20 protein-coding genes are annotated in these 24,935 nt (G+C 41.4%); all 20 read left to right on the top strand.

Annotated features, from left to right (window positions below; genetic code table 11):
* The first annotated feature begins 163 nt into the window (after positions 1 to 163).
* The 20 genes from G633_RS0102300 to G633_RS0102205 all read left to right on the top strand — a co-directional run bounded on the left by G633_RS0102300 (position 164) and on the right by G633_RS0102205 (position 24,911).
* The gene (locus G633_RS0102300) at positions 164 to 2,125 is read left to right on the top strand and encodes an alpha-amylase family glycosyl hydrolase (RefSeq protein WP_196804215.1); all 1,962 of its coding nucleotides are present in this window, start codon (positions 164 to 166) and stop codon (positions 2,123 to 2,125) included.
* On the top strand, positions 2,122 to 3,354 hold the full coding sequence (gene pepT / locus G633_RS0102295) for a peptidase T (protein WP_026518947.1): 1,233 nt from the start codon (positions 2,122 to 2,124) through the stop codon (positions 3,352 to 3,354). The genes G633_RS0102300 and pepT overlap by 4 nt, the downstream gene beginning before the upstream one ends.
* Positions 3,355 to 3,378: 24 nt before the next feature.
* Positions 3,379 to 4,830, top strand: coding sequence for a tRNA (N6-isopentenyl adenosine(37)-C2)-methylthiotransferase MiaB (miaB, locus tag G633_RS0102290; RefSeq protein ID WP_035770400.1), 1,452 nt, complete (start codon positions 3,379 to 3,381; stop codon positions 4,828 to 4,830).
* Entirely contained in the window at positions 4,827 to 7,505 is a 2,679-nt protein-coding gene (mutS, locus tag G633_RS0102285) for a DNA mismatch repair protein MutS (RefSeq protein ID WP_242838812.1), read from the top strand. Before miaB ends, mutS begins: the two co-directional genes overlap by 4 nt.
* On the top strand, positions 7,505 to 9,454 hold the full coding sequence (mutL, locus tag G633_RS0102280; RefSeq protein WP_026518944.1) for a DNA mismatch repair endonuclease MutL: 1,950 nt from the start codon (positions 7,505 to 7,507) through the stop codon (positions 9,452 to 9,454). The genes mutS and mutL overlap by 1 nt, the downstream gene beginning before the upstream one ends.
* On the top strand, positions 9,454 to 10,389 hold the full coding sequence (gene miaA / locus G633_RS0102275) for a tRNA (adenosine(37)-N6)-dimethylallyltransferase MiaA (RefSeq protein WP_026518943.1): 936 nt from the start codon (positions 9,454 to 9,456) through the stop codon (positions 10,387 to 10,389). The genes mutL and miaA overlap by 1 nt, the downstream gene beginning before the upstream one ends.
* Complete coding sequence (locus G633_RS0102270; RefSeq protein WP_026518942.1) at positions 10,379 to 11,665, top strand: methionine gamma-lyase family protein; 1,287 nt, start codon at positions 10,379 to 10,381, stop codon at positions 11,663 to 11,665. The genes miaA and G633_RS0102270 overlap by 11 nt, the downstream gene beginning before the upstream one ends.
* Before the next feature lie 79 nt (positions 11,666 to 11,744).
* A complete protein-coding gene (gene mreB, locus G633_RS0102265; protein WP_022767135.1) occupies positions 11,745 to 12,749 on the top strand; it encodes a rod shape-determining protein in 1,005 nt (334 codons plus the stop codon).
* Complete coding sequence (gene mreC / locus G633_RS0102260) at positions 12,750 to 13,619, top strand: rod shape-determining protein MreC (RefSeq protein WP_026518941.1); 870 nt, start codon at positions 12,750 to 12,752, stop codon at positions 13,617 to 13,619.
* A complete protein-coding gene (gene mreD / locus G633_RS0102255; RefSeq protein ID WP_242826694.1) occupies positions 13,591 to 14,148 on the top strand; it encodes a rod shape-determining protein MreD in 558 nt (185 codons plus the stop codon). Before mreC ends, mreD begins: the two co-directional genes overlap by 29 nt.
* Positions 14,141 to 16,993 carry a penicillin-binding transpeptidase domain-containing protein gene (locus tag G633_RS0102250; RefSeq protein ID WP_026518940.1) on the top strand — a complete coding sequence of 951 codons (2,853 nt, stop codon included), beginning with the start codon at positions 14,141 to 14,143 and terminating at the stop codon, positions 16,991 to 16,993. The genes mreD and G633_RS0102250 overlap by 8 nt, the downstream gene beginning before the upstream one ends.
* 8 nt (positions 16,994 to 17,001) lie before the next feature.
* A complete protein-coding gene (locus tag G633_RS0102245) occupies positions 17,002 to 18,132 on the top strand; it encodes an FtsW/RodA/SpoVE family cell cycle protein (RefSeq protein WP_022767139.1) in 1,131 nt (376 codons plus the stop codon).
* Positions 18,133 to 18,136: 4 nt separating this feature from the next.
* The gene (mgsA, locus tag G633_RS0102240; RefSeq protein ID WP_022763947.1) at positions 18,137 to 18,532 is read left to right on the top strand and encodes a methylglyoxal synthase; all 396 of its coding nucleotides are present in this window, start codon (positions 18,137 to 18,139) and stop codon (positions 18,530 to 18,532) included.
* A 43-nt stretch (positions 18,533 to 18,575) separates the two neighbouring features.
* Positions 18,576 to 19,481: a D-alanyl-D-alanine carboxypeptidase family protein gene (locus G633_RS0102235; protein WP_022767140.1), complete on the top strand. Its 906-nt coding sequence runs from the start codon at positions 18,576 to 18,578 to the stop codon at positions 19,479 to 19,481.
* A gap of 69 nt (positions 19,482 to 19,550) precedes the next feature.
* A complete protein-coding gene (locus G633_RS0102230; RefSeq protein WP_022767141.1) occupies positions 19,551 to 19,970 on the top strand; it encodes a hypothetical protein in 420 nt (139 codons plus the stop codon).
* Between the two features lie 84 nt (positions 19,971 to 20,054).
* Complete coding sequence (locus G633_RS17110; RefSeq protein ID WP_196804214.1) at positions 20,055 to 21,635, top strand: HlyD family efflux transporter periplasmic adaptor subunit; 1,581 nt, start codon at positions 20,055 to 20,057, stop codon at positions 21,633 to 21,635.
* A gap of 86 nt (positions 21,636 to 21,721) precedes the next feature.
* Complete coding sequence (locus G633_RS0102220) at positions 21,722 to 22,243, top strand: cell division protein SepF (RefSeq protein ID WP_022767143.1); 522 nt, start codon at positions 21,722 to 21,724, stop codon at positions 22,241 to 22,243.
* Between the two features lie 76 nt (positions 22,244 to 22,319).
* Positions 22,320 to 23,423 carry a 3-dehydroquinate synthase gene (aroB, locus tag G633_RS0102215; protein WP_026518939.1) on the top strand — a complete coding sequence of 368 codons (1,104 nt, stop codon included), beginning with the start codon at positions 22,320 to 22,322 and terminating at the stop codon, positions 23,421 to 23,423.
* A gap of 25 nt (positions 23,424 to 23,448) precedes the next feature.
* A complete protein-coding gene (gene lspA, locus G633_RS0102210; RefSeq protein WP_035770531.1) occupies positions 23,449 to 23,979 on the top strand; it encodes a signal peptidase II in 531 nt (176 codons plus the stop codon).
* Positions 23,979 to 24,911, top strand: a complete 933-nt coding sequence (locus G633_RS0102205; RefSeq protein WP_026518937.1) for an RluA family pseudouridine synthase — start codon at positions 23,979 to 23,981, stop codon at positions 24,909 to 24,911. The genes lspA and G633_RS0102205 overlap by 1 nt, the downstream gene beginning before the upstream one ends.
* The last annotated feature ends 24 nt before the right edge of the window (positions 24,912 to 24,935 follow it).

The following is a 24,935-nucleotide window of genomic DNA, read 5'->3' as shown; positions in this document are numbered from 1 at the left end:
GCCGGCCTCCTTGGGTAATGATAAAAATTACTATTTATAGCCTTAGTATAGCATAAACCTAGCGTTTTGGTGTGCATATTAAGGGCAAATGTGTTAAAATAATACGGCGTATTGAAAAAAATGGGGAAACAGGTGCAAAATGACGTCTAATATCAAGATTTCAATGGAAAAACCTTATCCGCTGGGTTGTTATATCGACTATGACAAGAGCCTTGTTGTAAGAAGCGTATTCGATGACAATAAGAGCTGTGGAATAGTTCTTTATCCATCTGATAAGAATAAAGCTACAAACCCTCTTAAGATCGAACTTCCAAAGTCTCTGAAAAGAGGCGATATTTATTCGGCACGTATTTCCGGAATCGATAATATTGATGACTATAAGACCTATAACTACTTCTGCGATGAGGAGTTCTTTTGCGACCCTTATGCCAAGCAGTTCTACGGTCTTGAGAAGTTTGGCCACTTTGTTCCCGATGCTAAGATAAAAGCCAAGCTTGATAACAAGGCTTCTTTTAAGACTTCACATGATACCTTTGACTGGACCGGTGATGATCACACCTTCACCAAATACGAGGACAGCTTCGTATACCTGCTCCATGTAAGAGGCTTCACCAGGTCTGCAAGCAGCGGAGTAGAGCTCTCTAAAAGAGGAACTTTTTCAGGCATACTTGAAAAGATACCGTATCTTAAGTCTCTTGGCGTAACAGCAGTTGAACTTATGCCTGCTTATGAGATGAATGAGATTGACGAGTCTTTAAAGAGGTCCGATAAGAGAAGAGCAAGCCTTTATTCGAACAACGGCAATATATCCGACAAAAATATGCTTGAACTTCGGCCTAATTTCTGGGGCTATAAAAAAGGCTATTACTTTGCCCCAAGAACAGCATACTGTGAGAATCCTCAGGATGCAGAAAATGAGTTTAAAAGCTTTGTAAAGACCATGCACAAAAACGGCCTTGAAGTTATAATGCAGTTCTATTTCGACGAGCATGAGAGCGGAACTCTTATAATTGATGCTCTTAGATTTTGGAGATGTACTTATCATGTGGACGGCTTCCACCTGAAGGGAAGCAGGATTCCATTAAGGCTTATAACAAACGAGCCACTGTTTACGGATATAAAGATCTGGAACGAGTACTTTAACTACGGCGAGATTTATGAGGGCAAAGCTCCTGCTAACAGGCTTCTTGCCGACTATAACAACGCATTTCTTTATAACAGCCGCAGATTCCTTAAGAGCGACGACAATGCAGTCTCTGACTTTATGAAAGCTATGATTGCCGGAAGTAATGACCACGGCATTATAAATTACATCTGTGATTATGAGGGCTTCAGGCTTGCCGACCTTGTTTCCTATGAGCACAAGCACAACGAGGAGAACGGCGAGAACAACAAGGACGGAACCGACAACAACCTAAGCTGGAACTGCGGAATTGAAGGCCGTACTCGTAAGCACGACATTTTAAACCTTCGTAAGAAGCAGATAAAGAATATCCTGACCATGCTGTTTTTGGCTCAGGGAACTCCCATGATCTTTAGCGGAGATGAGTTTGGCAACTCCCAGAGCGGCAATAACAATCCATATTGCCAGGATAATGAGATAGGCTGGGTTGACTGGAAAGCCATGGATAAGAATACCGATATCCTTGATTATGTGAAGTACTTATCCAAACTAAGATTCAGCCACAAGGTTCTTCATGAAAGTGCACCGTTTAAGCTTATGGATTACATTTCCTGCGGATATCCGGATCTATCATGCCACGGCAGAGAGGCCTGGAGACCCGATCTTTCCGGTCATAGCCACATGCTGGGAATGCTTTTCTGCGGGCTTTATGAGGGCAAGGATCAGCCGTTTATCTATGTTGCCTTTAACATGAACTGGACACCACAGGAACTGGCTCTTCCCGATCTTCCGGACGGATATACCTGGAAGCTTGTCCTTGATACTGATGATAGAGGCATGAAGCCGGAATCCAAGCCAAAGACAGGAAGCAGATCAAAAGAAAAAGAGCCTGAAAATAATGTATTTACAGAACTTCTTGCTGACAGATCAACTCGCATATACATGAGCGTTCAAAGCAAGAAGCAAACCAAAAAGAAAGTAACAGGTAAAAAGAACAAATGAGTAATATAAACGTTATTGAAGATTTTTTAAGATATGTGAAGATTGACACTCAGTCCGATGATACAACAGGAGCATCTCCTTCAACAGCCAAGCAGCACGATCTTGCTTCTTTACTTGAAAAAGAGCTGATAGAGATCGGCGCAAGTGATGTTTTCTATGACAAAGAGCATTGCTATGTATATGCATCCATACCTTCAAATACAGGTGCAAATACTCCTGCTATAGGCTTTGTATCTCACATGGATACATCCGATGAAGTAAGCGGAAAAGATGTAAATCCAAGGATCGTTGAAAATTATGACGGTAAAGACATCGTGCTTTCAAAGGATGGAAGCGTAGTTTTATCTCCAAGTGACTTCCCTGAGCTTAAGAATCACATAGGAGAAGATCTTATAGTTACAGATGGAACAACACTCCTTGGAGCAGATGACAAGGCAGGTATCGCCGAGATCATGACAATGGCCAAGACTCTTTTATCTGACCCGTCCATCAAGCATGGCGATATTAAGATTGCCTTTACTCCTGATGAGGAAATCGGTGAAGGAACAGCTTATTTTGATATAGACAGATTCGGCGCCAAGTATGCATATACCGTCGATGGTGGTAAGCTTGGAGAGCTTGAATATGAGAACTTCAATGCTGCAGAAGGTGTTATAAAGGTCCAGGGCAGAAGCGTTCATCCCGGAGATGCCAAGAATAAGATGGTTAATGCATCACTTATCTGTTATGAGTTCCAGTCACTTCTTCCTGCATTCCAGAATCCTATGTACACAGAGGGAAGAGAAGGGTTCTTTCATCTTACCGAGATAAACGGCGGCTGTGAGAGTGCTACAGCATCTTACATCATCAGAGATCATGATGAGAAACTCTTTGAGACCAAAAAACAGCTCTTTAAGGATGCTGCAGAGTTTCTTAACAAAAAATACGGAGAAGGCACTGTAACTGTAGAAGTCAGAGATCAGTACTACAACATGATCGAGAAGATTAAGCCTCACATGCACCTTATCGATAACGCCAAGAAAGTCATGACAGATCTTGGCATTACACCTATCGATAATCCAATAAGAGGAGGCACAGACGGAGCAGCCCTTTCCTACAAAGGACTTCCATGTCCGAATCTTTGCACAGGCGGATACAATTATCACGGAAAGTACGAGTATGCATCAGTTCAGGAGATGAAACAGGTAGTAAAGATCCTTCTCGGAATAGTTGATGCATACAAAGAATAATAGATTTAGAAAGAGTTTTAGTTAATGGGAATCAATATTTTAAACAGTAATAAAGCAGAGATACAGGACGGCGAGAGCTTAAAGCAGCTTGAGTACATTGAACAGGCAAAAGATAAGGTTTCAGCCCTTGAAAAAGAGCTTGGCAGAAAGCTCACAGCCTGCGTTGTAACCTTCGGATGTCAGATGAATGCAAGAGACTCAGAGAAGCTCCTTGCAACTCTTAAGCTTGCAGGCTATGAAGAAACCGAGAGCGAAGATGCTGATTTTGTAATCTACAACACCTGCTCAGTTCGTGACAATGCCGACCAGAGAGTTCTTGGAAGGCTTGGTCAGACAAGTAATTTCAAGAAAAAGAATCCAAATATGAAAATTGCCATCTGCGGATGCATGATGCAGGAGGCAGGAGCAGTCGAGAAGATCCAGAAGAGCTATAGATTTGTAGATCTTATTTTCGGAACTCACAATATCTACAAGTTCGCTGAGCTCCTTAATACAGTTCTTGATTCAGACAGAATGATAATTGATATCTGGAAGGAAACAGACAAGATTGTTGAGGATCTTCCTGCATTTCGTAAGTATCCCTTTAAATCAGGTGTCAACATCATGTTTGGCTGCAACAATTTCTGCACTTATTGCATAGTTCCCTATGTCAGAGGAAGAGAGCGCAGCAGATCACCCAAGGATATCATCCGTGAGTGTGAAAAGCTGGCTGCCGACGGAGTTAAGGAAGTAATGCTTCTTGGCCAGAATGTTAATTCCTATGGCCTTGATTTCAGCGATGATAATCCCGACAAGATCTCTTTTGCGAAGCTCCTTGAGCTTGTTTGCGAGGTTGAAGGAATTGAGCGAGTAAGATTCATGACTCCTCATCCTAAGGATTTCTCAGATGAGCTATTAGATGTTATTGCTAAGAACCCTAAGATTGCAAGACACATCCATTTACCGCTTCAGGCAGGTAACAGCGAGATCCTTCGCAGAATGAACAGAAAATACACCAAGGAGAGCTATCTTGAGCTAGCAGGCAAGATAAGGGAGAAGCTTCCTGATGTAGCCATCACAACAGATATCATTGTAGGATTCCCGGGAGAGACAAAAGAAGCTGTCCTGGACACCATAGACGTTATTAAGAAGGTTAAATTTGACAATGCCTTTACCTTCATCTATTCAAAAAGGCCCGGAACTCCGGCTGCATCCTTTGAGGATCAGGTCCCCGAGGAAGTAGTTAAGGAGAACTTTGACATGCTCCTTAAAGTTGTACAGGAAACTGCCAAAGAGCAGACAGCCAAGCTCCAGGGACGCACAGAAACTGTCCTTGTCGAAGGTGTTAACGAGCATGACAAGAGTCTTTTAACAGGAAGAATGTCAAATAATACACTGGTACATTTCCCGGGGGGAGAAGAACTTATAGGGGAACTTGTGCCGGTAAGCCTTTTAGAATGTCATGGATTTTACTATTTGGGGAAGTTAGTTAAATGATTGAAAGTATTGATACCACAAAAGTATCTCCCATGATGCAGCATTATATTGCCACCAAGAAGGAGTATAGTGACTGCATCCTCTTTTACAGACTGGGAGATTTCTACGAGATCTTTTTTGATGATGCTCTTACTGCTTCAAAAGAGCTTGAGCTGACACTTACAGGTAAGGCCTGCGGCCTTGAAGAGAGGGCTCCTATGTGCGGAGTTCCTTTTCATGCTGTGGATTCATACCTCAATAAGCTCGTTTCAAGAGGCTATAAGGTTGCCATCTGTGAACAGATGGAAGACCCCAAGCTTGCCAAGGGCATCGTAAAAAGAGAAGTCACAAGGATCGTAACACCCGGAACCAATCTGAATATGCAGTCCTTAGAGGAGAGTAAGAATAACTATCTTATGAGTATCTTTTACTCTCCTGATAATATTGGAATTTCCGTTGCTGATGTCACAACAGGAGATTATTATCTGACAGAAGTTGAATCTCTTCGCGCTGTCATGGATGAGATTGGAAAATATGCGCCTACAGAGATCATCTGCAACAATGCATTTGAGTTTTCCGGCGCAGACCTTGATGAAATCAGAAACAGACTTAATATTTTTATCAATCCTGTAGATAACAGGTATTTTGATGAAGACTCCTGCAAGAGACTTCTTATGAAGCACTTTAAGGTTTCATCCCTTATCGGCCTTGGAATCGATGATTTTCCTAACGGAATTGTAGCTTCAGGAGCGCTTCTTCAGTACCTTGTGGATATGCAGAAGTCGGATATCAGCAATATCACTCATATATATCCGTATCTCACAAGCAAATACATGCTTCTTGATGGCTCCACCAGAAGAAATCTTGAGCTTGTTGAGACCATGCGCGATAAGCAAAAGAGAGGCACACTTCTCTGGGTTCTTGATAAGACCAAGACAGCCATGGGTGCAAGAACACTCAGGAGCTTTATCGAACAGCCTCTTATCGACAAGGAGGAGATTCTTCTTCGCCAGAACGCTGTTGAGAAGCTGGTTAAAAACGTAGTCACAAGAGAAGAAATCAGAGAATATCTGAATCCTGTTTACGACCTTGAAAGACTCATGTCCAAGATCGTATTCAAGACCGCTAATCCAAGAGATCTTCTGGCGTTTAGAAATTCAATAAAAATGATTCCTGCTATAATCACAGCACTTCAGGATATTGCAGGAGATCCCGGAATAGATAAGATATTCGGAGATCTTGATCCTCTTACGGATATTCATGATCTTATCGACAAGGCGATCGTTGAGGAGCCTCCTCTTGCCATCAAAGAAAGCGGAATCATAAAAGATGGTTTTGATGCCGATATCGACCACTTCAGAGAAGCCGGAACAAACGGCAAACAATGGCTTGCCCAGATGGAGGATGAAGAGAAGGAAAAGACCGGTATCAAGAACCTCAGGATCAAGTACAGCAATGTTTTCGGTTATTCCTTTGAGGTAACCAATTCCTTCAAAGACAAGGTTCCGGATTATTTCATAAGAAAGCAGACCCTTACCAATTGCGAAAGGTACACTACACCTCAGTTAAAAGAGCTTGAAGATACAATCTTAAATGCTCAGGATAAGCTTAATAACCTTGAATATGATATGTTCTGCAAGATCAGGGACTCAATAGCTCTTGAGATTGACAGGATACAGACTACAGCTAAGGCTATAGCTCTTTTGGATGTATATGCATCCCTTGCTTACGTTGCTGAGCGCAATCATTATATCAAGCCAAGTCTTAACGATAAGGGACAGATCAACATCAAGAACGGACGTCATCCTGTAGTTGAGAGAATGCTTGATACAGCTGATATGTTCATCTCCAATGACACATATCTCGATAATAAGAAACACTGTATCAGTATCATTACAGGCCCCAACATGGCAGGTAAGTCAACATACATGAGGCAGACAGCCCTTATTGTACTGATGTGCCAGATAGGAAGCTTTGTACCTGCTGATAAGGCAGATATGTGTGTTGTAGACAGGATATTTACCAGAGTAGGAGCTTCTGATGACCTCGGAAGCGGACAGTCAACCTTTATGGTTGAGATGAATGAAGTTGCTAACATCTTAAGAAACGCTACTCCCGACTCACTTCTTATTCTTGATGAAATCGGAAGAGGAACTTCAACCTATGACGGTCTTGCAATTGCCTGGGCTGTCACAGAACACATCTCAAACAGAAAGATTCTCGGCGCCAAGACGCTTTTTGCCACCCACTACCACGAGCTTACAGAGCTTGAAGGTAAGATGGACAACGTCAACAACTACTGCATTGCAGTAAAAGAAAACGGCGATGACATTGTCTTTTTGAGAAAGATCATCAAGGGCGGTGCTGATAAGAGCTACGGAATTCAGGTAGCCAAGCTTGCCGGCGTTCCCGACATGGTCATTGACAGGGCAAAAGAGATTGTTGCCGAGCTTACAGATAACGACATAACAGATAAAGTTCAGGCTATTGCCAAAGAGAATAAAAATGACAGAAAGGTTAAGGTCAAACACTACGATGATGTTGATACCAACCAGATGTCACTTTTTGATACCGTAACCGACGAAGAAGTACTGCGTCGCCTTCAGGAGATAGATATCACAACTCTTACTCCCATGGACGCATTAAACACTCTCTACAAATTACAGAGTGATCTTAAGAACAGGTGGAAAAGCTAATGGCATTTATCAATGAACTTGATAAAAACACAATAGATCAGATTGCAGCCGGTGAAGTTGTTGAAAGGCCCGCCAGTGTAGTTAAAGAGCTGGTTGAAAACGCCATAGATTCCGGTGCAACGGCCGTGACAGTCGAGATCAAGGGCGGCGGAATCGACATGATAAGGGTTACAGATAATGGCTCAGGTATTGAGAAGAGTCAGATCAGAAAAGCCTTTAAAAGACATGCAACCAGTAAGCTAAAGAGTATAGAAGATCTCTTTTCCATACATTCTCTGGGCTTTAGAGGAGAAGCGCTCTCCAGTATCGCTTCTGTTGCACAGGTTGACCTTATCACCAAGACCAGTGATGAACTTGTTGGAACAAGGTACTGCATAAACGGCGGCGAAGAAGCTGCATTTGAGGAGATAGGTGCTCCTGACGGAACAACTCTTATCATCAGGAACCTTTTTTACAACACACCTGCCAGAAAGAAATTCCTGAAAACGCCTCAGACAGAAGGCAGCTATATCGGTGATGTCATGGAGCATATGGCCCTTGATAATCCCACAATCTCTTTTCACTATATCAACAATAAAGACGACAAATTCTCCACCTCCGGAAACGGAGACTTAAAAGAAATAATATACAGGATCTACGGAAGGGACATTTCAGTCAGCGTAATTCCTTTTAAGGCAGAAGAAGACGGAATGGTCCTTGAAGGTTATCTGGGCGAGCCGGCTATTAACCGCTCAAACAGAAACTTTGAGATATTCTTTGTAAACGGAAGATACATCAAAGATAAAGTCATGAGCAAAGCTCTGGAAGAGGGCTACAAGCAGTATCTGATGATGCACAAGTTCCCGTTTGCAATACTTCACCTAAGGCTTGACCCTTCAAGAGTAGATGTAAACGTACACCCGGCCAAGATGGAGGTGCGCTTTAACAATCAGCAGCAGCTCTACGATTTCATCAGCCGAAGCGTAGATGATGCTCTTAGTAAAAGAGAAATGATTCCCGATGCACTACTTGGAGAAACCGATGATGAAGAAGTAAAAGAGCCTGTACAGGCCGATGCACCTGTAGCTGAGGAAAAACCTGCAAAATCCATTGCACCTCAGCCCTTTGAGTCACTTCGCTTTGAAAAGCATAAGATCAGCGAGGATACTCCGATATTTGCAAAAGGCGTAAAAGCTGAGCCTATCAAGATCGAAGACAGCAACAAGTCAGCTGTATGGACAAGGATATTCGGAGATTCGGACGGAAGCATTGCAGAGAAAAAGGAACATCCATCGCCCATCATCAAATCCGACAACGCCGTTGTTGTTGAAAAGGTAACTCAGCTCGACCTCTTTGATGAAAAGGTTCTTACCAAAGAAAATGTCAAGGAATATGAAATACTCGGACAGATCTTTGGAACCTACTGGATAATAGCCTTTAAGGACAAGATATTTATGGTAGATCAGCACGCTGCTCATGAGAAGGTCAATTATGAGCGCATGCTAAAGAGGTACAAAAGCGGAGAGATGCTCTCACAGATGGTAAATCCTCCTGTGATCGTGGCTCTCACCAGCGCAGAAGAAGAACTCTTTTTAAGATACAGACAATATTTTGAAAAGCTCGGATTTAATATTGAAAACTTCGGCGGACGAGAGTATGCTATGAGAGCTATTCCGATTGATCTGTTCGGATGCGAGAGCGAAAAGGATATGTTCATTCAAATCCTGGATGAGCTCTCACACGAGACAGGTCTTGACAGGACGCCGGATGTCATCAACTATAAGATTGCCAGCATGGCATGCAAGGCTTCTGTAAAAGGTAATACCAAGATGAGCAGAGCCGAGATGGAAGCACTTTTAGATGAGCTTCTCACCCTTGATAATCCATACAACTGTCCTCACGGAAGGCCAACCATCATTTCCATGAGCAAGTATGAGATTGACAAGAAGTTTAAGAGAGTAGTTGAGTAATGGATAAACAAAAACTTGTTGTAATAACAGGTCCTACGGCTGTAGGTAAGACTAAGCTATCAATTGAACTTGCAAAAAGAATTGGCGGAGAGATAATCTCCGCTGATTCTATGCAAGTGTATAAGTACATGAACATAGGAACCGACAAGATTTCAAGGGATAAGATGGAAGGTGTACCTCATCATCTTATAGATTTTTTGGATCCCCATGAAGACTTTAATGTCTTTATCTTTCAGAAGCTTGTCAAAGAGGCAATCGAAGGCATAGCTTCAAGAGGAAAGGTTCCGATCATAGTCGGAGGAACAGGTTTTTATATTCAGGCTGTCCTCTACGACATCGATTTTACAGAGACCGATGAAGATGAAACCTACAGACATGAGCTTGAGAAAAGAGCTGTTTCAGAAGGCGTACATGTACTCCATGAAGAGCTGAGGGCAGTAGACCCCGAGTCTGCAGATGCTATTCACGAAAACAACTCAAAGCGTGTTATAAGAGCGCTTGAATACTATAAAAAGACCGGCAAGAAGATTTCAGAGCACAATACTGAGCAGCATCAGAGAACATCACCCTATGATTTTAAGTATTTTGTTCTGACAGATGACAGAGAAGTTCTGTATTCACGCATAGAAAAGCGCGTTGATCAGATGATTGATGAAGGCCTCGAAGCTGAGGTAAATGAGCTTTTGGCTATGGATATTCCAAAAGAAGCCACATCCATGCAGGGTCTTGGCTATCGAGAGATGATCGGTTATCTTGAAGGTGAATATGACCTTGACAGAGCAGTGTATCTTATAAAGAGAAACACCAGGCATTTTGCAAAGCGCCAGCTCACCTGGTTTAAGAGAGAAAGAGATGTAATCTGGATTGATAAACGCGACTTTAACAGAAACGATGAAGAAATTTTGAAAGAGATGATAAGAATTTATGAACAGTAAGATTTACGAAGAACTTGGAATTTCAAAGAAAGTTATCGACTTTGGCCAGAATATTTTAGAAGGCTTAAAGGAAAGATTTGAAAAGATTGATGAAACTGCAGAGCTTAACCAGCTCAAGGTTTTAAAGGCAATGCAGGAGAACAAGGTAAGCGAAGCATGCCTTCTTGGAACAACAGGCTACGGCTACAATGACATCGGAAGAGAAAAACTCGAAGCTGTTTATGCTTCGGTCTTCCATACAGAAGATGCTCTTGTAAGGCCACAGATTACCTGCGGAACACATGCTCTTGCGCTTGCTCTTATGAGTAACCTTCGCCCCGGCGACATGCTCTTTTCCCCTGTAGGCAAGCCCTATGATACTCTTGAAGAGGTTATTGGCATCAGACCTTCAAAGGGATCACTTAAAGAGTATGGGATTGACTATACTCAGGTTGATCTATTACCTGACGGAAGCTTTGATTTTGACAATATTAAAAAAGCTCTTTTAGATAATGCAAATATTAAGCTGGCAACAATCCAGAGATCAAAGGGATATCAGACAAGACCTACTCTTTCTGTTGAGAGAATAGGAGAGCTGATAAGCTTTATAAAGGGCATTAGGCCAGATGTTATCTGCATGGTCGATAACTGCTACGGAGAATTCGTTCAGACCATAGAACCTACTGATGTAGGAGCTGACATGGTTGTTGGATCACTTATCAAAAACCCCGGTGGCGGACTTGCTCCCATCGGAGGATACATTGCAGGTAAGAAAGAATGCGTTGAAAATGCCGCATTCAGACTTACTTCTCCGGGACTGGGAAAAGAGGTTGGAGCTTCACTGGGAATACTTCCACAGTTCTATCAGGGATTTTTCCTTGCTCCGACAGTTACAGCATCTGCGCTTAAGGGTGCTATATTTGCTGCAAACATTTATGAGAAGCTTGGTTTTGATGTGGTTCCCAATGCTACAGAAGACAGATTTGATATAATCCAGGCTGTTACCTTCAGAAAGCCCGAAGGCGTTATAGCTTTCTGTGAAGGAGTACAGGCAGCTGCTCCTGTTGACAGCTTTGTTGCTCCCGAGCCATGGGATATGCCGGGGTATGATGCTCAGGTTATCATGGCTGCCGGCGCCTTTATTTCAGGCTCATCTATAGAGCTCTCGGCAGACGGCCCAATCAAAGAGCCCTACTCAGTGTTCTTCCAGGGCGGACTTACCTGGCCACATGCTAAACTCGGTATTCTTAAGACGTTGCAAAAGCTTGTGGATAGAGGACTTGTTGTGATACAATGAGTGATAGGCATTTCAAAGCTCAAGCAGTTTTCATGCTTGACTATCACTGAATAAATTATTGAAATTTAAGGAGGCTGTTTTGGCTAATATATTTGGAATTGATCTTGGAACCAGCAATATCAAGATTTACAACAAAGACGACGACGGACTTACCGTAGAAAAGAATATGATCGCCATCGAAAACAAGACAAATGTTTTCGCTTATGGTAATTCAGCATATGAGATGTACGAGAAGGCTCCTGACAAGATCAAGATCTCTTATCCTCTTAACAGCGGCGTTATCGCTGATATTGAGCACATGGAGACTTTGGTCAAGCTCTTTATCACAGATCAGATGAAGGGAAATGTTAAGCCTTGTGAAGTTTACATCGCAGTACCCAAGGATGTAACAGAAGTAGAGAGAAGAGCTTTCCATGATCTTATCAACGATGCCGGAATCAAGGCCAAGAAGATCATGATGGTTAAAAAGCCTCTTGCAGACGGTCTCGGAATGAATGTAGATGTCATGAATTCCCAGGGCGTTTTGGTTGTTAACGTGGGTTATGATACAACCGAGATTTCAATCCTGTCACTTAGAGGAATCGTTGTCAGCAAGCTTATAAAGGTTGGTGGAAAGAAGTTTGATGAGTCCATCAGGAACGTCATTCGTAAAGAGTTTGGACTTCTTATTGGTGAAAAGACATCGGAAAATGTTAAGATTTCTCTTAAGGACCTTGAGAAAGAAGGAAAAGACGCTGTAGTATATGGTCGTGACATCGTAACAGGACTTCCTGTTGAGAGAATGATCCCTACAGATCTTATAAATCAGTCACTTGTCGAGAACTTTGATGCAATCCTTGATAACATCAAGGCTGCTCTTGAGAAGACACCGCCGGAGCTTGCTGCTGATATCTTTAAGCACGGTCTCTACCTTACCGGAGGTGCTTCACAGGTTGTCCACCTTGCTCAGAGACTTAGCAATGGTGTAGGCCTCAATGTCAATATTGCAGAAAATCCAATTGGTTCTGTTGCTATGGGTCTTGCGAAGATTATTCAGGACGACCAGTATAAAGCTCTTGCATATGGAATTGAAGAGGATAAATAAATGAGTCCCATTGTCAAGAGAAGAGGAGAGGAATTTACACTACCAAGTAAATATCTCCTCTTTATTTTAACAATCGTTTGTGTAGGAATGATCATAATCACCTTTAACACCAGCTTATTTACCGGACCACTGAATTCCTTTGCTGGTGTTTTTGTTGTGCCCTTTCAAAAGGGAATGACAACGGTTGGCACATTCCTTCGTGATACAACAGATAAGCTTTCATCAATAACCAAGCTACTTGACGAGAACCAGGAATTAAAGGCACAGATTGATGAACTTACAATTGCAAATACAAATCTCGAGCAGGAAAAATACGAGCTTACAGAGCTTCGAAACCTTTATGAACTCGATGCGCTGTATGAGAATTACCAGAAGACCGGAGCGAGGATTATCGCTAAAGATGCCGGTAACTGGTATCACTCCTTTGTGATTGATAAAGGCTCCGATGACGGAATCATGATAGATATGAACGTTATAGCCGGTGGAGGACTGGTAGGAAGAATAATCGATGTCGGTCCAGACTGGGCCAAAGTTCAGTCCATAATCGCAGATAATGCAGCTGTCAGTGGAATGGTTCTTTCCTCTTCTGATAACTTAATTGTTTCAGGTGACTTGGAGCTCTATAAGCAGGGCTTTGTCAGTTTTTCCAAGCTTGTTGATGAAGCTGATAAGGTAAGCGTAGGAGATAAGGTTGTAACTTCGAATATCAGTGATAAATATCTTCCAGGTATTCTGATAGGCTATATTTCTACCATAGATGATGATTCCAACAACCTTACAAAGTCAGGTAGAATAACCCCCGCAGTTGATTTCGAACACATGAATGAGGTTTTGGTGCTTCTTGATCAAAAGAAGAACATTGGTGATTGATGAGATGAATTTCAGGCGTCCTTTATACAATTTCATACTGGTCATCGTCTCTTTTATCCTGCAGACGACGGTTTTCAGGGCGCTGGATTTTGGTGGCATAGCGCCTAATCTCATGATCATTCTAACTGCTTCCACAGCATTTATAAAAGGAGATAAACCGGGGCTTCTGGTTGGATTTTTCAGCGGACTTTTGATCGATATCTTTTTTGGTACATATATCGGTTTCTATGCACTTATCTACATGTACATAGGCTTTGTTGTCGGCAAACTTCACGCAATATTCTTTACTCAGAATCTTGCTATTCCGATCGTGATAATAAGCTTTGCTGACTTTGTTTTTGGATTTATATGCTATGTTCTTATGTTCCTGTTTAGAACAAAGTTTGATATTGGCTATTATATGATGAATATCATTATTCCTGAGCTCGTCTATACTGCGGTTATAGCAATTTTCTTCTACCCGGTGATACTTTGGATGAATAATTCCATAGACGAGAGAGAATTAAGGAGCGCTAAGAAGTTTGTTTGATAATTTTTGGGAAGAATTCAAAAAGTTAATAACATCAAGAGCGATAATCATTTCTTCTGTTCTTGTTGTATTGTCCTGCCTTTTGGTTTACAGGCTCTTTTCTCTGCAGGTTATAAACGGAGAGTACTATCTGGATTCCTTCAAGCTAAAGATCAAGAAAGAAAAGACCATTGCAGCTGCCAGAGGAAATATCTATGACAGAAACGGTAATCTTCTTGCCTACAATGAGTTGGCCAATTCCGTAACAATAGAGGACGTATATAAGTCCGGATCAGGAAAGAGTAAGGCAATCAATTCAACACTTGATAAGCTTATTGACATCATTGAAAAAAACGGAGACAGCGTCGATCAGGATTTTAACATCATTTTAAATGACGCTAACAGCTTTGAATTTACCGTTGAGGGAAATCAGCTTTTAAGATTTCTTGCAGATGTCTATGGTCATAGTTCAATTAACGACCTAAAGTATGAGGAAAAGACAAAGACGGCTGACGAAGTTGTAGAAGACATGTGCAAGAGCTTCAAGGTCGGCGATACAGACGAGACTACAGGTGATTTTGTTGCCATGAAGGGCTACTCCAAGTCTAAGGCTCTTAAGATCCTTAACATCAGATACAACATGAGCCAGAACAGTTATCAGAAGTACATTGATACAACTGTTGCATCAGATGTAAGTGACAAAACCGTTGCAGACGTAATGGAAAACGCAGATATTCTCGAGGGTGTTTCCATTGAAGAGAGCACAGCCAGAAAATACGTAGATTCTGAGTATTTTTCACAGCTACTTGGCTACACCGGTAAGATTTCCGAGGATGAGCTTGCGACTCTGTCACTGACAAATCCCAGCTACGGCATGAATGATACCGTTGGAAAATCAGGTATTGAGCAGGCAATGGAGAGTGTGCTTCAAGGTACTAAGGGATCTGAAACCGTCTACGTTGATAATACAGGACAGGTAATCGAGACCAGTAACTATGTTGATGCAGTTGCGGGCAATGATGTCTATCTGACTATTGATAAAGACCTTACAGAGGCCTGCTACAACATTATTGAACAGTCACTTGCAGGAATCCTGGCATCAAAGATCCAGAACGTAAAGACCTATACGTTCTCGTCAACATCCAGCTCCAGCAATATTGTTATACCTATTTATGATGTTTACTACGCAATCTTTGATAACGACGTAGTAGATATAAGCCATTTCAGCGCATCAAATGCCAAGGAAACAGAAAAAGCTGTCTACGAACAGTTTGTAACCAAGAACAGTGCTGTACTTGATAAGCTCAGGCTTGAGCTTACCGAGACTCATACACCTTACGAAAATCTGACCAAGGAATATCAGTGGTACATGAGTCATATAGCTGCAATGCTTTATTCAAACGGTATCATCGATTCTTCCAAGGTGGATAGAGATGACAGCGTTTATATTGCATGGACCAAAGATGAGACCATATCACTTGCTGAATATCTGAAATATACAATCGCCATGAACTGGGTTGATGTATCCAAGCTCAGCCTTGATAACCAGTACGCCGATTCAGAAGAAATATTTAATCATGTAGTTAATTATATTGAAAGCACACTGGAAGAAGACTACGATTTCCAGACAAGGCTCTATAAGTATCTGCTTCTTGACGGAAACATATCAGGAACTCAGGTCTGCAACCTCCTTCTTGAGCAGGATGCAATCAGCATGGATCCAGATGAGCGCTCGGTTTGGGAGAGAGGCGGAGAGTCGCCTTATACCTTTATGCTCAACAGGATATCAAATCTTGATATCTCTCCGGCTCAGCTTGCTCTGGACCCCTGTACAGGTTCCATGGTTGTTACCGATGTAAATACAGGCGATGTTTTAGCACTGGTTTCATACCCGGGATATAACAACAACCTTATGGCAAACGGAGTAGATGCAGCTTATTACGCAAAACTAAGAAGCGATAATTCAAATCCGCTCTATAACTATGCAACACAGCAAAAGACCGCTCCAGGTTCAACCTTTAAGATGGTTTCTGCAACAGCAGGCCTTAACGAAGGCGTAATAACCACAGATTCTGTCATCTACTGCAGCGGTCAGTTTGATAAGTTGAATCCCGGACCAAAATGCTGGATTCATCCAAGAGGTCACGGAGGACTTAATGTCACAGGAGGAATCAGAAATTCCTGCAACGTTTTCTTTTACGAAGTTGGTTACAGACTTGGGCTTGTAGGAGGAAGCTATTCCACTGAGACAGGTCTTCAGAAGCTTGCAGCTTATGCAGACATGTACGGACTTACTGAGAAGTCGGGAATTGAGATAGCAGAGTCAGAGCCCAATGTTTCCGATCAGGACGCTGTACGTTCGGCAATCGGTCAGGGTACACACTCATATACAACCGTAGGCCTTGCAAGATACGTCACAACCGTTGCAAACAGCGGTACATGCTATGATCTTACGCTCATCGACAAGACCACCGATTCAAACGGCAATCTTCTTGAGGATTTTAGCGCCAGCGTACGCAACACCATAGACATGTCACCCGCTTACTGGAATGCTATCCATACCGGTATGAGACAGGTTGTTCAGGATAAGTCATATTATGCAAATCTTGGTGTTACAGTAGCAGGTAAGACAGGAACGGCTCAGGAATCAGCCAACAGGCCTAACCACTCACTCTTTGTTTGCTATGCGCCTTATGAAAATCCTGAAATAGCTATAGCAACAAGAATAGCATTCGGATATACATCAAGCTATGCTGCTCAGATCACAAAAGAAGCTCTTTCATATTACTTCGAACTCAGAGACGAAGACGATATTATATCAGGTACAGCGCAGACACTTCAGGATGGAGCAACAAACGCTGACTAAGGAACAATATGGATTACTTTAAGAAATACAAGCTGGTTGACTATGACTTTTTTCTTGTGCTCATGGTCATCTTGCTGACAATCATCGGAATAATGGCGATCAGTTCCGCAGATCCCTCATCTCAGAACAAGCAGATAGCGGGTATGGTGATGGGAATATTTGCTATGGTTTTTATCTCGCTTCTTGATTATTTATGGTTCACGAAGCTATACATAATTGCTTACATAGCAAATATCGTTCTTTTGGGTCTTGTACTGTCACCTCTTGGCAGTAGTACCAACGGAGCGCAGAGGTGGATAAACCTCTTTGGCATCACTTTCCAGCCTTCCGAGACGGCCAAAATTTTATTGATTTTATTTTATGCGCAGTTTATTATGAAATATAAGGATAAAGTCAAGAACTTAGGATTTATCGTTATTTGTCTGCTGTTTTTGGCTCCTCCTTTAGGTCTTATCGCTTCTCAGCCTGACCTTTCAACCTGCATCATGGTAATGGTTATTTTTGCATCAATCCTCTATGTTGCAGGCATTAACAGGAAGATTGTATGGTCAGTACTTGGAGTTACGGTTCCAGCTGCACTGTTTGTTATCTACAATGCAGTACAAGGTGAGAGCAGTCTTTTACATGATTATCAGCAGAGGCGTATTCTTGCATGGCTTCATCCTGAGGATTATGCCAATTCTGATGCTTATCAGACACTGAATTCTATGATGGCGATAGGCTCCGGCCAGCTTTATGGCAAGGGTTACAATACAAATGAGATCAGTTCGGTTCTAAACGGTGGTTTCATTTCAGAGTCTCAGACGGACTTTATTTTTACGGTTATTGGTGAAGAATTTGGATTTGTAGGTGCATGTCTTGTGGTTGCACTTATTCTTCTTATAGCTATCAGGTGCTTCATGATATCACTTCGTGCCAAGACCAAGGCCGGAGAAGTGATAGCAGCAGGCGTCGGCGCATGGATCGGATTCCAGGGCTTCCTTAATATGGGGGTTGCAACCGGAGTTATGCCCAACACAGGTATTCCTCTACCTTTCGTGAGCTACGGACTTACTTCACTTATAAGTGTTTACGCAGCTATCGGATTTGTCCTAAACGTGAGACTTCAAGGCAATAAATATATTACAGGGAGGGTATAAGTTAATGAATATCGCACTTATAGCACATGACGCAAAAAAGAGACTTATGCAGAACTTCTGTATAGCATATAGGGGTATACTAAGTAAGAATGATCTTTTCGCAACAGGTACAACGGGGCGTTTGATAGAAGAGGTTACAAACCTGACAGTACATAAGTATCTTGCCGGACATCTTGGTGGATCACAGCAGCTTGGCGCTGCAATCGAGCACAACGAGATCGACCTTGTGATCTTTTTAAGAGACCCGCTTACTGTTAAGTCACATGAGCCTGATATCAACAATGTGATGACTTTATGTGATATGCACAACATACCTGTTGCAACCAACCTTGCATCAGCGGAACTACTGATCAAATCACTTGACAGAGGAGACCTTGAGTGGCGTGAGATGTACAAATAAGCTGCTTAGAGCTTTTAGTATTGTTTTATTGGGGATTTTTTGTGTGACAGGTTGCTCCGGACTTTCGTATTCATCAAAATATGAAGTAACCTCATCACAAGGAGATAACAGAAAGACTCTTTATTATCCTACATTTGCTTCGGATTTATGTGTTGCAGACCAGGATGTTAATACATCAGAGGTCTCCATAGAAGACGTGGCATGTGGAGGACTTTTTGACTTGAACAAAAAAGAGACTCTCTTTGCTAAGAACGTCAATTTGCAGGTTCAGCCTGCTTCTCTTACAAAGGTTATGACAGCGCTTGTTGCGCTAAAATACGGATCTCTTGATCAGGTTCTGGTTGCCGGATCCGATGTCTATGTCAATGAGAGCGGAGCTCAGAAAATCGGTCTGAAAGAGGGCGACAGACTTACTCTTGATCAGGCTCTTCGTATTCTTCTCATTTATTCAGCCAATGACGTAGCCAATTTAATAGCATCAAACGTAGGAAATTCGATTGAGGATTTCGTTGGACTGATGAACAAGGAAGCGCAGGCTATAGGCGCCACCAATTCTCATTTCCAAAATCCACATGGCCTTACTGCAGATGAGCACTATGTTACAGCATATGATATGTATCTGATCTTTAATGCCGCGATGCAATATGATACTTTCAGCGAGATCATCAATACTACAGAGTATTCAACCAGTTATCTCGACTCCACCGGAGCTTCAAAAGAGGTAACTGTCAGTACAACAAATGCTTATTTAAAGGGTGATAAACAGCAGCCGGCAGGAGTTACCGTAATCGGTGGCAAGACAGGTACCACACAGGCTGCAGGTCATTGTCTTATACTTCTTGCAAGAGATACTGCTTCTAACCCTTACATTGCAGTAATCATGCGAGATACAGACTCAGGACTTCTCTACAGCGATATGTCTTCATTGCTGAATGAAATCGTGAATTAAGGTTGTCTTTTGGGTATTAAAGACTTATAATATTTTTATAAAAATTTCTACTTGCAGGAGGGTATGCCGATGGTTCAGTTAATTGTTGGGAAAAAGGGAAAAGGAAAGACAAAATGCCTATTAGACAAGGTTAACACCGAGGTAAAGAACGTTCTTGGAAGTGTTGTATTTCTTGACAAGAACACCAAGCACATGTATGAGCTTAACAACAAAATCCGTTTAATTGTAGTACCGGATTTCAGTATCACCAATCCAGATGAGTTTATTGGATTTGTCAGTGGTATCATTTCACAGGACCATGATCTCCAGCAAATGTATTTTGATAGCTTTTTGAAAATCTCTTGTCTTGAAGGAAAAGACATCTCAGAGGTTATTGAGAAATTAGACAAGCTCAGTGAGAAGTTCGGGGTAGAGTTTGTGCTTAGTCTCTCATTGGATGAATCCGAACTTCCGGAGTCAGTAAAATCAAAGGTAATCATTTCACTTTGATCAATTTTTAATAAGACTATTCTTATAAGCCGCGGCTATCCGCGGCTTATATTCTGAAAATTTCAAGTTAAGGACAGGTAACAGATGGCGGGGAGTCAGAAGCGAAAGGTTACCAAATATCCCAAAAATATCAATAATATAAATATTGGAATGGTGTTTTTTGCCGTAATGGCAATCTATATCATCATCAGTGTTATCACATATTTTCGCAGGGATCATATGGTTGGTTATGAGGTTAAGGAAGGATCTCTTTCCACCAACAATATCTATGATGCTGTTGCTCTACGTACCGAGGAGATTGTAGAGAGCGACACAGCCGGATATGTCAATTATTTTGCCACAGAAGGCGGAAGAGTAGCTGTTGGGAACCTTGTTTACACCGTTGATGAATCAGGTCAGCTCCTTGAGTATCTTAAGTCTCAGGGAAGCGAAGAGGTATCACTTAGTGAGGATGACCTTGCTGAGCTTCGTACTCAGATCGTAAACTTCGAATCATCCTTTGACCCTCATAATTTCCATCCAGTATATGACTTTAAGGTAAGTATTGACGGAACTGTTCAGAAGCTCTCAAATAACAGTATCCTTTCCAACATCCAGTCACTTAATGCCAACAGTGCAACACTTCAGTCCATCAATTACAAATATGCGCAGAATACCGGCATTGTTATATATTCAATAGATGGTTATGAAGATCTTGCACTTGAAAACATGACATCTGCTGTATTTGATGAGTCAACCTACGAGAAAACTCAGCTGATAAACAACACTCTTGTGAAATCAGGAGACCCTGTATATAAGCTATGTACAAATGAAGAGTGGTCCGTTGTAATACAAGAGGATGATCCTGAGAAAGTACAGGAACTTCTTGATCTCGAGTATGTTAAGGTTCGTTTTATAAAGAACCAGCATGAATCCTGGGGTAAGGTTTCCTCATATACGAATCCGGAAGGTGAAACCTTTGTAAAGTTTACCTTCACCAATTCAATGATTACTTTCTGCAGAGACAGATTTATAAATATTGAGCTTATCACCGAAGATGAGACCGGACTGAAAATTCCCAATTCATCCATAGTAAACAAGAACTTTTACCTGGTTCCAAAAAACTACATAATAAAGGGCAATGACGGAAAAACCGGTGTTCTAAGAGTTAAATACGATGAACAGGGAAATGAAACCTCTGAGTTTATAAACGTTGATATTTATAATGAATCAGAGACCATGTATTATCTCGGCACAGAGAACCTAAGAAGCGGAGATAATCTTATCCTTACCGATTCAAATCAGAGATATACCATAAGCAAGACAGATACTCTTATCGGAGTTTACAATATCAATAAGGGCTATGCTGATTTCAGACAGATCAGTATCCTATACCAGAATGATGAATATTCCATAGTTAAGTCCAATACAACTTACGGACTGAACGTATTTGACTACATTGTTCTTGATGCATCAACTGTAGATCAGAATTCTTCAAAAGAAACAACAGAAGAGTCAGTCAGCGAGACCTCACAGGCTTTACCTGAAGAATCCGAAGAGCCTGCAACAGAGGAAACTGCAGAAGAAATCACAGTAGAGAGCTCTGAAGAATCCTCAGAAGAGATTACGGAAGAAAATTCTGACACAGAAGTCACAAATGAGGAAACCTCAGAAAATGGTGGATAAAAATCTTAACTGTATTTGACAGAATGTGTCATTTTACGTTAAAATTATAAAGGTTTGTTGGGATTAATTGCGAGGAGTATATTGTTATGAGCTTTATGGACAAGTTTTTAAATGCAATTCAACTTAATGGGGAAGAGGATGGCTACTATGATGAGCCGGACGAGGGATTTACTTCCAAGGTAGATTCCATCAATAATCAGGCACCTATTGGAAAGGATGACCCAAGCATAGAAGTAACTGAAGAGAAGCAGAAGAAATCTGCTCCCAAGGTTGCTCCAAGCAGAACAAAGAAATCATTATCTGCTTCAGGCATGGAAGTTTGCGTTATCAAGCCAACTTCTGTAGAGGATGCAAGAGAGATCACTGAGACACTTCTTGCTAACCGCACAGTAGTGCTTAACTTAGAAGGTCTTGATGTTGATATCGCACAGAGAATAATCGATTTCACATCAGGTTCATGCTTTGCTATAGCAGGTAACCTTCAGAAGATTTCAAGATATATATTCATTATCACACCTGCTTCTGTTGATATCTCCGGTGACTTCCAGAATATCTTAAGCGGAACCTTTGGTGGCGGCATATCAGAAGGGCCACAGCAAATAGACTAAATATCAGGCTGTTGACATGTAGCTTTACAGTCAACAGCTTTTTATTTTGATTAAATAAGAAAGAGAAAAAACAAAAATGGATAACAGACTTACCGTTAATTATCAGGAAAAACCCTGCTACGATATTGTTTTTACAACAGACTTTTCCGGACTTTCAAGCGAAGTAGAATCACTTGGTTTTAAGGGAAGAAAGATTGCAATTATTACAGATTCAAACGTTGGGAAAATCTATGGCGAAGAAGTAAAAACAAGCCTTGAAAGCATTTCAGACACAATTGTCATTTATGAGATTCCTGCAGGAGAAGAAAACAAACAGCTTGACGAGATCAAAAAGATCTATGAGTTCCTGATGGAAAGACACTTTGACAGACACGACCTTCTGGTAGCCCTTGGCGGCGGAGTTGTGGGCGATATGTGCGGCTTTACTGCTGCAACTTACCTTAGAGGTATCTCTTTTGTCCAGATACCGACCACACTTCTTGCTCAGTCAGATAGCAGTGTCGGAGGTAAGACAGGCGTTGATCTTGAAGGCGTAAAAAACATGGTCGGCGCATTCTACATGCCTCGCCTTGTATATATCAATGTATCAACTCTTAAGACACTCAGCGACAGACAATATGCTTCAGGTTTTGCTGAAGTTATGAAATACGGTCTTATCAAAGATCAGAAATTCTATGAATTCCTCATCGAGAACATGTACGAGATAAATGATAAAGACCCTGAAGTAGTAATGGAAATGGTCAAAAAGAGCTGTGATATAAAGAGAGCAGTTGTAGAGAAGGATCCAACCGAAAAGGGAGAGAGAGCTCTTTTAAACTATGGTCACACCCTTGGTCATGCCATTGAAAAACATAAGAACTTCGAACTTACACACGGAGAATGTGTTGCACTTGGTTCAATAGCCGCAGCATTTATTTCTTGGAAAAGAGAACTTATTTCCATGGAAGAATACTATGAGATCAGGGATATGTTTGTTCCTTTCAATCTTCCGATCTCAATTGAAGATGTTGATAAGGAAGCAGTGCTGGAACTTACAAAATCAGACAAAAAAGTCGATTCCGACAAGATTAAATTTATTCTTCTAAAGAAGATCGGAAAAGCCTTCATCGATGAGACTGTAACAAGGGATGAGATGAGCAAGGCTCTTGATGAAATTATCTATATTGAAAATAACGATTAAAAGGTTTTAAGCTATGAATACAAAAATGTCAAAAAAGAAAAAAATCTTCCTGGCTGTAGATATGATCATGATCATCTTGCTTGTGGCACTTGATCAGTTCACGAAGTACCTTGCATGTGAGTATCTTCAGGACAAGCCTGCTATACCTCTTATAAAGGGCGTACTTGAACTTAACTTTTTGAAAAACAGCGGAGCAGCCTTTGGTATGCTCCAGAATCAAAAGGTCTTTTTCATCCTTGTTGCATTGCTGATTTTATTTATCATCGCATATGTTCTGTTCAGAATGCCTGATGATAAAAAATATAACGTCATGCATGTCCTTCTTGTAATGATAGCAAGCGGAGCTGCAGGAAACATGATAGACAGGATAAGACAGGACTATGTTGTTGATTTCATTTATTTTGTGATAATCAACTTCCCGATATTTAATGTTGCTGACATTTATGTTACTGTATCAACCTTCTTCTTTGTGATACTTTTCCTTTTCTATTACAAAGAAAACGACTTCAATTTCCTTAGCTTCAAACAGCAGAAAAAATACAGGGAAATAAAATAATGGAACGTGAAAACGACAGATTTGAATTTGTTGTTACAGACGAATATGAAGGCCTAAGGATCGATAAGCTTATTAGCGAGCTTATGGATTCTCTTTCACGTTCCTACATCAAAAAACTGATAGACGATGATAAAGTAAAATGCAACGAAAAAAGCGTAAAGGCCAGCTATAATGTTTCAGAAGGCGACAGGATCGAACTCGAGATTCCGCCTCTGGAAGTACCTGAAATTGTTCCTCAGGATATTCCTCTTGATATTCTGTATGAGGATAACGATGTTCTTATCGTCAACAAGCCTAAGGATATGGTTGTACACCCTGCAGCCGGACATTATGAAGGCACTATCGTCAATGCAGTAATGTATCACTGCAAAGACAATCTCTCCGGAATTAACGGAGTTATGCGCCCGGGAATTGTTCATAGGATTGATAAGGATACTACCGGATCTGTAATAATATGCAAAAATGACAATGCACATATCAAGATTGCGGAACAACTCAAAGAGCATTCAATAAATCGTGTATATCACGCAATTTGCTATGGAGTAATAAAAGAAGATGAGGGCGACATTGACGCTCCCATTGGAAGAAGCCAGGCTGACAGGAAAAAGATGGCAGTAGTAAAGAGCGGCGGAAAAGAAGCTTTTACTCATTTCCGTGTTTTAAAGCGATTTGAAGAAGATAAGATGACTTATATAGAATGCAGGCTAAAAACCGGCAGAACACACCAAATTCGTGTACATATGGCTCATATCGGTCATCCTCTTCTTGGGGATGAAGTATATGGCCCGGCCAGAAAAAGCAAGTTTAAAACAAACGGACAGTGTCTCCACGCCAAGACCCTTGGTTTTATCCATCCCACAACAGGAGTATATGTGGAAGTGGACGCTCCACTGCCTGAATATTTTTCCCATTTGATTGAGATTCTCAAATAGTATAAAATGAGATTATAAAAATAC

Source organism: Butyrivibrio sp. FCS006 (assembly GCF_000424525.1).
Classification (GTDB): Bacteria; Bacillota; Clostridia; order Lachnospirales; family Lachnospiraceae; genus Butyrivibrio.
This window is presented reverse-complemented; position numbering and strand designations above follow the sequence as displayed.